Genomic DNA, 9,269 nt, shown 5'->3' with positions numbered 1-9,269 from the left:
TGCACAGATGTCAGAGGCAGGAAGTTCTGCGTGGAAATGCAGATGGAATGGTCTGAATAATGAGGCTTTCTTGTTTGTGTCAATGAACTTAAATCCGACAAATGAAATCCCAGAGAAGATTTTGGCTTACAGTACTGAGGGGACAGACGCATCCTTTTAACGCCCGACTACCGTTATCCTGTTCGTGCAACATTAGAACAGGAAGATGCCGTTGCCTTGCTGATGAGTGATGTGGGCGTGGTTTCTTTCATGCAATATACACCTAACGCCAGCGGAACACAGGGCATATTTGCCTATCAGGCGCACATGATAAAATCCTAACTGCTTGATAATGAGCGGTTAGGATTTTTTCTTTTCTATTTTTGGCAACATTTTGGCAACGTATTTCGATGCTAATTCATAATGGTTGTCAAAAGCACGTCTTCATTTTACATTCTTTCACACGATTTCATACCATTACCCAACGCAACTACTCAACCTTTCTTTGTTATATCTTGTTAAAGATTAATCTGTAGACACATATTTATAAAAAGAAATCACTATATTTGCATTTAAAGCAACAAATTGAATGTTATGGAAGATTTAAACCAACTAAAATTGGTCTTAGTTAAAAAGAAAAAGACTAATAAATGGCTTGCAGAACAGTTGGGAGTAAACCAAGCAACTGTTTCTAAGTGGTGCACCAACACCACACAACCAGATCTTATGACTTTGAAAAAGATTTCAGAGTTGTTAGATGTCAGTGTAAGTGAAATTATCAACTTCGATTAAACAAAGAAGAAGCTATGAGTAAATTTAACGAAGCAACAAGAGTTCAAATGCCAGCAATGGTTCACTTAACTCGATTAGGCTATTCTTATTTCGGAAAGATAAGCGAGGATATGGCAGGGACAGTTTATGACCCTGACACAAATATTTTGACGGAGGTTTTCAAAGCACAGTTTTTTACATTGAATCCATCAGCAAAGCAAGATGGATTCAAGAACATCTTGCGCTCCATTCGCCAAGAATTAAAGAACGACGACCTTGGTAAGTCTTTCTATAAAAGGTTACAAGCTGTATCTCCCATTAAATTAATAGACTTCGAAAATCCTCAAAACAACACTTTCCATTTTACAGCTGAGTTCACTTGCAAGAATGGTCAAGATGAATTCCGCCCAGACATCACTTTGTTTGTCAATGGTTTACCTCTTTGCTTCGTGGAGGTAAAAAAGCCAAACAACCATGGGGGAATGGTGGCTGAAAGTAAGCGAATGAATCAAGAGCGTTTCCCTAACAAAAAGTTTCGTAGCTTCATCAACATCACACAGTTGATGATATTTTCCAATAATATGGAATATGATTCAATGGGAGGAATTGTTCCTATCCAAGGAGCTTTCTATTGCACTGCTGCAAGAGAAAACGCACCTTTCAATTGCTTCCGTGAAGAGAATCCTTCTAATCTTCCAGTAGCACCTTATCATGCCAATTATCCATATAAGGAAATCAACCAAGAGGAAGAGAAACAAATCTTGGCAGACTTCAATTGTCAAGTAATTCATCATACTCCTGAGTATCAAACCAATCTTGGCATCAACACTCCTACGAATCGCATACTTACCTCCATGTGTAGTCCTGAGCGGTTGCTCTTTATCATCAAGTATGGCATCGCATACGTTAAAATGGAGAAAGAGGTAGATGGGAAAATTGAAAGTACAGACCAAAAGCACATCATGCGCTATCAGCAGATGTTTGCTGCACTCGCCATTCGCCAGCAACTCTCTGATGGAGCTACTTCTGGTGTAGTTTGGCACACGCAAGGTAGTGGTAAGACGGCCCTGTCCTTTTATCTTACCTATGTCCTGTCCGACTATTACGCCAAGAAGAATATGGTGGCGAAATTCTACTTCATCGTAGATAGAATAGACCTGTTGGAACAAGCCACCCAAGAGTTTGAGGCTCGTGGGCTCGTTGTCTCAACAGCCAATACTCGTGCTGAACTGATGGCTCAGTTCCGCAATAACCATGCGCAAGAAGGAACCAGTGGACAGCAGGAGATAACAGTTGTGAATATCCAACGCTTTGCCGAAGATAAGCAAAAGGTGGAGCTTCCTGCTTACGCTACCAATCTACAGCGTATATTCATCATGGACGAGGCACACCGTGGCTACAAACCAGGTGGCTGTTTTCTTGCCAATCTTTTTGATGCAGATCCAAGTTCCATCAAGATAGCTTTGACAGGAACACCTTTGCTTAAGAAAGATTGTGCTTCGAGTGTGGTCTTCCAACGCTACTTCCATACCTATTATTATGACCGTTCCATTGCTGACGGATATACATTAAAGATAATCCGTGAGGATATAGAGACATCGTACAAGGAACGTCTGTCTGAGGTTTACGATAAGTTGGAAACTCTTGTACATAAAAAAGACATCAAGCGTTCACAAATCATAGAGCACGATAGTTATGTCGGGGAGTTAGCTCGTTACATTGCTGACGACTTAACCAAATTCCGCAAGATACAAGGTGATGATACACTTGGAGGCATGGTTATTTGCGAGACAAGCGAACAAGCAAGGAAGTTATATGAGGCTTTTCAAAACTTCTCGGATGGTGGCTTTGCTAATACACTTGACAATGGATATGCCAAGCCTATCCAAATCAAAATAGATGGACAAGAGTGGATGGTAGCCAATGCCATACCGACGCTAGGTTATAAGAAGCATCCATTGAAAGTAGGGCTCATCTTGCACGATAGCGATGACAAGGAAACTCGCAAGCAAATTATCAAGGACTTCAAGAAGAACATGAGCATCGACTTGCTTATTGTCTTCAATATGCTCTTGACCGGTTTCGATGCGCCACGCTTAAAGAGACTTTATTTTGGTCGCAAGCTCCGTGACCATAACCTTTTGCAGGCACTCACACGTGTCAATCGACCATACAAGAACAATCGTTATGGGTATGTCATCGACTTTGCTAACATCAAGCAAAATTTTGAAGAGACCAACGAGGCTTACCTCAAAGAGTTGAACCGATTCAACAATCCAGACGAAGTGGATGGCAATCATACCACCGATACTTTCTCACAGGTTATAGAAGACCCTGAGGAATTGATTCGACAGATGAAAGATGTACGCCAAACATTGTTTGATTACACGACAAACAATGTAGAGGAGTTTTCGTCTGAGATTTCTTCTATCGAAGACAAGCAAGTGCTGATCGACTTGAAGAAAGCGCTGGTTTCAGCCAAGGATTGTGCCAATATAGTACGTACATTCGGTGATGACAGCTTGAAGGATGCTTTCAGTAAGGTTGAGCTAACAAAGCTCCCTGACATGCTAAAGGAAGTGCAACACCACATCGACATCATCAACCAAAAGGAAGCCTTTGCGGTTTCTGACGAGACCAAACAACTCGTCAATGAAGCAATGGAAGACATCCGCTTCAATTTCTCAAAAATTGGAGAGGAAGAAATGAAAATGATAGCTGGTGGTCAAGAGTTGCAAGACAAATGGGCTTTAGCTATTCATAAATTCACTGAGAATACAGACCCTGACGATCCTGAATATATCACTCTGCGTGATGCCTTCTTACAAAGGTTCAAGGAGCATGGATTTGTCGTTGACAGTATTGCTAAGTTCAATCAAGAAAGCAAGGAACTGGATGAAATCATCGAGCGATTGGTGAAATTGCAGGAAAGCAACAACCGCTTGCTGAAGAAATACAATGGCGATACCAAGTTTGCCAATGTCCACAAGCGAATCCACGAAGAAAACCAACGAAGATTGAAAGAGCATAAGCCATTCATCTTTAGTTATTATAACAATGACATCGTGGCGATACTTTCTGACATAAAATCAGAAATCGACCAGAAGGTTTACGACCGTGCAGACATTCTGAAGAAAGACGATTATTTCGAGATGACCGTGATGACTGAGATTGCTCAGTCGCTCTATCATTATCCAAACATAGAGCCACAGATGGAAGATTTTACTTTCATCCAGTCAAGGATAGCTCGCCAGTACATCAATCAATATAACAGAACATATCCAAGTAATAAAATATGAACATGACAATAAGAGAAAAGACCGTAGCCCTCATCGATGCCCTGAAAGCTACTTGCAAGACATACGGCATGGGCAATGACGGCAATGAGTATAAGATCATCACACAGGTATTCCTATATAAGTTCTTGAATGATAAGTTTGGCTACGCCATCAAACACTCGGAAAACCGCTATGCTGAGAAAATTCGCACAGCAGAGAAATGGGAAACAGCTTACAGCGAACTGAGTGACATGGAGCGCATGATGTTGGTGGCATCCTTGTCCCCAGACCTGCCACGCTTGAAGCCAGAGCACTTGATAGCCAACCTTTGGAACCAACAGGCAAAGGGTGATTTTGACTTCATCTTCGACAATACAATGAGCGACATTGCAGAGCAGAATCTTGCCATTTTCTCCACACAAACCACTCAAAACACGAAGATACCTCTCTTTGAGCCATTGACCCAATATGTGACTGATGTGGCTCAGCGAGCACCATTTGCACGTGCCATGGTGGATAAACTTGCTAATTTCTCTTTCGAGGAAGCATTTTCCGAGCATTACGACTTCTTTGCCAACATCTTTGAGTACCTTATCAAAGACTACAATACAGCTGGCGGCGGAAAATATGCAGAATATTATACTCCTCATGCCATCGCCACCATTATGGCTCGATTGTTAGTGGGCGATCACGCCGACCTTCATAATGTTGAATGCTACGACCCATCGGCAGGTACAGGCACTTTGCTCATGGCGTTGTCACATCAAATCGGTGAAGATCGCTGTACGATCTTTGCCCAGGATATTTCCCAAAGAAGCAACAAAATGCTCAAGCTTAACTTGTTGCTTAATGGCTTGGTGTCTTCACTCGACCATGCTATTCAGGGCGATACCCTTGTTTCGCCTTATCACAAGAGCGATGACGGTCAAAGTCTTCGCCAATTCGACTTTGTGGTGAGCAATCCACCATTCAAGATGGACTTTAGTGATACTCGTGAGAAGATTTCAGCTTATCCTGCTCGCTTTTGGGCAGGAGTGCCAAAGGTGCCAGCTAAGAAAAAAGATAGCATGGCTATCTATACATGCTTCATCCAGCATGTCATCAATTCATTGAAGAAAGGATCTGGCAAGGGAGCTATTGTTATTCCGACAGGATTCATCACTGCTAAGAGCGGTATCGAAAACAAGATTTTGAAGCATATTGTTGACAATAAGATAGTTTATGGCTGCGTATCCATGCCAAGCAATGTCTTTGCCAACACTGGAACCAATGTTTCTGTGCTCTTTTTTGATGACTCGAAAAAGAGTGATAAGGTAGTATTGATTGATGCCAGCAAACTGGGCGAGGAATACAAGGATAGCAATGGCTTGAAAAAAGTTCGTCTTCGTGACGAGGAGATTGATAAGATTGTCAATACTTTCCAAAACAGGGAAGCTGTGGATGACTTCTCTGTTACTGTGACCTACGATGAAATCAAGGAAAAAGGATATAGTCTTTCTGCTGGACAGTACTTCGACATCAAGATAGACTATGTGGATATTACGGAAGAGGAGTTCAACAAGCGAATGAATGATTATAGAACAACGCTTGCACAACAATTCACAGAGAGTCATCGTTTAGAAGATGAGATTATGAAACAATTAAATAGTCTCAGCTTTAATGGTAATGTGAGTAAGGAGTAATTACTCCCCAGCTTGGGGAGCAATTGGAAAGGTATATCTGAATATTGCTGCAATATATCCCAAAAACATGAAACAAATAAATTAAGTATGAGTAACGAGATACAATTTCTTCTTTATAATATGCCCGATGCTGATGGCAAAGTACAAGTTGTCATAAAAGACGAAACTCTTTGGTGTACGCAAAAGGCTATGGCACAGCTCTTTGGTGTTGGTGTTCCTGCTATAAGCAAGCATTTAAAAAACATCTTTGATGAGGGAGAGTTGGATAAGGACGTGGTTGTTTCCAAAATGGAAATAACCACTCAGCATGGTGCAATTGAGGAAAAAACACAAACTCACAAAGTGGCTTTCTTCTCTCTTGATGCAATCATTGCCGTAGGTTATCGAGTTTCTTCACTGAAAGCCACTCGTTTCCGCCAATGGGCAACAAAGATACTCCATGAGTATATCAAAAAAGGCTTTGTAATGGACGATGAGCGATTGAAGCAAGGTAATGCGGTGTTTGGCAAGGACTATTTCCGTGAGTTGCTTGAACGTATTCGTTCTATTCGTACAAGTGAGCGTCGTATCTGGCAACAGATAACCGACATCTATGCAGAGTGCAGTACCGACTATGACAAGAACTCTCCGACTACAAGAGAATTCTATGCTATGATACAAAACCGTTTTCACTATGCCATCACAGGACAGACTGCTGCGGAGATTATCTACTCTAAGGCAGATCACACAAAAGATCACATGGGATTGACTACATGGAAGAATGCTCCAGACGGGCGTGTTCTTAAATCGGATGTCAGCATTGCCAAGAACTATCTGCAAGAGAAAGAAATCCGACAACTGGAACGTGCCGTTACTGGCTTCTTTGATTATATCGAAGACCTCATAGAGCGTGAAAACACGTTCAATATGTCGCAGTTCTCTGCAAGTGTTAATGAGTTTTTGACTTTCCGCAAATATCAGATATTACCAGATAAAGGCAAAATATCGGCTATACAAGCCAAGAAGAAGGCGGAAGAAGAATATGACATCTTTAATAAAACACAACGCATAGACTCGGACTTTGATAAGGGTATAAGAGGATTGCTTGATAATGAATAATACAATTTGGCAAGTGACACTTGCCAAATTGATTTTAACAATACAGCAAGGCTAACTTGCACTATTTCAAGATAGAGATTAGATAAAATGGAACTAAAGAAATACAAGCTTGCTGACATCGCTAAAATTGAAATTAGCGGTGTTGACAAAAAAACAATAGAGGGCGAAACACCTGTGCGTCTGTGCAACTTTGTTGATGTTTATTATAATTGGGCTATCACCAAAGAAAAGGCTAAGTCGTTTATGGTTGCATCAGCCAAGCAAACAGAGATTGACAAATGCTCAATAGGCAAAGGCATGGTTGCCATCACAAAAGATAGCGAAACCAGAGACGATATAGGTGTTGCCACTTATATTGCTGACGATTTCGAGTATGTACTTCTTGGCTATCATTGTGCATTGATTACTCCTAACCCTGCTATTGTTGACGGAAAATATCTGAATGCCTTCATGCACACTCGATACATTCAGAAGTATTTTGAAAATAATGCTTCTGGTAGTGGGCAGCGTTACACCCTTTCCAATGATACGATTGGCAACATACCTGTATTGATTCCATCAATAGAGGAGCAACGTACCATCGGAAAGGTGTTGGCAGACATTGATCGCAAAATTGAACTCAATAAGCTGATAAATGATAATTTACCGTGGCTTGACCATCTTATATTTTTATCGGTCGCAGCCTAAAAGCGTTATCATCTATTTCCATTTGATATAAGTTTATCTGTGGATTTAATTTCTTGCGAACATATTGAACAATTTTTTCTTTTTCTTCTTGTTCTATGTTTACACCGAAATAAATGGATTCGAAACATTCGGCGTTCAATGGCATATAATGGCGAATTTCACGTCCATCCCAAAATTCTTTATCCTGATTGGTTTGTTGCGGTGTCAAAGAGGCATATAAGCCACTTGGATTTGGTATAACCAAACGAACTTCCTGTTCGTATTCCCATTCTTTTGCTTTGGTTCTCCATTGATAGCTAAATATGTCTTTTGAATATTGGTAGCCATTGGGACGCTCTATAATATCCTTGTATTGAACATCAAGCACAAGCGGCTCAACATATGTTGTACCAAACATAGGTGGAACTGACTTTATCACTCTATCTATGTCAAGTCCTATACACACGCCTTTATGATTATAGCAATAATGACTCCACATGAGTAATGAATCGTTTGTTTTAGACAAACTGCATAGCCATGTGCTGTTACGCAGGTTTAGTGCGTCATTTTCTTCTTTTTCTATCCACCATTCTTTGGGTATCCATCCTTGAAGTTTGTTACTTGGAACTTTCGAATAGTCTATTAATTTCGGATGACAATCAAAAGGATCATTCAGTTGGGATGCATTAGTAAATTGGAGATTCTGATTTCCAACCATGTACTTTGCTCCAGTAATATCTAAATATTTGTAGAGTATGCGAGCCATTTATTGTATTGATATTTGTCCGTTCATTAATAAGGGTAAAAATTCATTACGTTGCTTAGTGAGCGTCGCTGTCTCAGACAACAATTCAGCCTGTCGTTTTTGTATATTCTCCATAAAGCAACCATATTTCTGTACAACGTCTGGCTCATAGGCAACTTTGAAAGCCATTAAAACATCTGGTGACACACGTCGTTGACTATGTGAAGTACCAGTTGCTGCCTGTGAACAATAAGCTACAAATTTTGGCGATTTTATAACCGAATAAATATAGCCAGATTCAGATTTGTTGTTTGGGTTAAGTACGACAAACTCTGTAGAGCCAATTATATTTGTACCTCTTGGAACCCAAACTACACGATTAAACCAAGGATTCAGTTTTGAGACAAGCAATTGTCCTTCTTGAAGAACAAATTTATCACTTTTAATATCGCTACCATTATCTAATGAATAAGAGCCGCAAGCGTCAAAAGAAGGTATGCTAAAATGCTGATATACTTCATTTTCAACAGGTGTTATAGCATTTCTACTTGTTACCGCCAAATCTTTCAATGAAACACCGCTCCATCCTTTCGGTATCTCACGCTTCAACTTCTCGTTCCACACCATAGCACCGCCACTTGATTTATAAGGCTTGCCTTCCTCGTTCGGGAAGTCAAACTGCACAAACCAATAGTCGTAGAGTTGCTTTGCCATCGCTTCTAAATTATCATTTATCGGCAAGAATAGATCTACCAATACTTAATTTACAAAAACTACATTATACGGCAAACACTATAAAGATAAGTATTACCTTTAGTTAAAATCCAAGTAATATTTAGCTAAAAACACCATTTCTCATCATATTATAAAATAAAAATTGTTTTTTGGCATAAAAGTTACATAATAAAATAAATTAGTAACTACTCTTTTACCTTTGCACCCAGAATCAAGTAACATGGATTTGGTTAATTGGTGTTAAGGTGTACTATTAACTACTCTAGCAAATAGCTATGTGCTGATTTAGTCCTTCACCATCCAAATCCTTTTTCT

The 9,269-nt window shown here is 40.1% G+C and carries 6 protein-coding genes and 1 pseudogene; 5 read left to right on the top strand and 2 right to left on the bottom strand.

Annotated features, from left to right (window positions below; translation table 11 throughout):
• Positions 1-573: 573 nt before the first annotated feature.
• The 5 genes from EXN75_RS16565 (at position 574) to EXN75_RS16545 (ending at position 7,495) form a co-directional block, all read left to right on the top strand.
• Positions 574-771, top strand: coding sequence for a helix-turn-helix transcriptional regulator (locus EXN75_RS16565; RefSeq protein ID WP_134844656.1), 198 nt, complete (start codon positions 574-576; stop codon positions 769-771).
• Positions 772-785: 14 nt separating this feature from the next.
• Positions 786-4,049, top strand: a complete 3,264-nt coding sequence (locus tag EXN75_RS16560; protein ID WP_134844655.1) for a type I restriction endonuclease subunit R — start codon at positions 786-788, stop codon at positions 4,047-4,049.
• A 2-nt stretch (positions 4,050-4,051) separates the two neighbouring features.
• Positions 4,052-5,710: an N-6 DNA methylase gene (locus EXN75_RS16555; RefSeq protein ID WP_134844657.1), complete on the top strand. Its 1,659-nt coding sequence runs from the start codon at positions 4,052-4,054 to the stop codon at positions 5,708-5,710.
• Between the two features lie 87 nt (positions 5,711-5,797).
• Positions 5,798-6,808 carry a virulence RhuM family protein gene (locus tag EXN75_RS16550; RefSeq protein ID WP_134844654.1) on the top strand — a complete coding sequence of 337 codons (1,011 nt, stop codon included), beginning with the start codon at positions 5,798-5,800 and terminating at the stop codon, positions 6,806-6,808.
• Positions 6,809-6,895: 87 nt separating this feature from the next.
• Positions 6,896-7,495, top strand: coding sequence for a restriction endonuclease subunit S (locus EXN75_RS16545; protein WP_134844653.1), 600 nt, complete (start codon positions 6,896-6,898; stop codon positions 7,493-7,495).
• On the opposite strand, the gene EXN75_RS16540 is transcribed toward EXN75_RS16545, so the two are convergent.
• Positions 7,470-8,240 (bottom strand): DUF2971 domain-containing protein, encoded by a 771-nt coding sequence (locus tag EXN75_RS16540; RefSeq protein ID WP_134844652.1) that lies wholly within the window; start codon positions 8,238-8,240, stop codon positions 7,470-7,472. The genes EXN75_RS16545 and EXN75_RS16540 overlap by 26 nt on opposite strands.
• 560 nt (positions 8,241-8,800) lie before the next feature.
• Positions 8,801-8,960: pseudogene (locus tag EXN75_RS18710) on the bottom strand (restriction endonuclease subunit S); the annotation flags it as partial.
• Positions 8,961-9,269 lie beyond the last annotated feature (309 nt).

This window comes from Segatella hominis (genome assembly GCF_004535825.1).
GTDB classification, from domain to species: Bacteria; Bacteroidota; Bacteroidia; order Bacteroidales; family Bacteroidaceae; genus Prevotella; species Prevotella hominis.
Note: the sequence above shows the minus strand (reverse complement) of the source record. Positions and strands in the feature narration are given on the sequence as shown.

Bases quoted from the DNA above. Each gene is read 5' to 3' on its own strand.
- EXN75_RS16565 (WP_134844656.1), top strand. From the start codon at position 574: ATGGAAGATTTAAACCAACTAAAATTGGTCTTAGTTAAAAAGAAAAAG.
- EXN75_RS16560 (WP_134844655.1), top strand. From the start codon at position 786: ATGAGTAAATTTAACGAAGCAACAAGAGTTCAAATGCCAGCAATGGTT.
- EXN75_RS16555 (WP_134844657.1), top strand. From the start codon at position 4,052: ATGACAATAAGAGAAAAGACCGTAGCCCTCATCGATGCCCTGAAAGCT.
- EXN75_RS16550 (WP_134844654.1), top strand. From the start codon at position 5,798: ATGAGTAACGAGATACAATTTCTTCTTTATAATATGCCCGATGCTGAT.
- EXN75_RS16545 (WP_134844653.1), top strand. From the start codon at position 6,896: ATGGAACTAAAGAAATACAAGCTTGCTGACATCGCTAAAATTGAAATT.
- EXN75_RS16540 (WP_134844652.1), bottom strand. From the start codon at position 8,240: ATGGCTCGCATACTCTACAAATATTTAGATATTACTGGAGCAAAGTAC.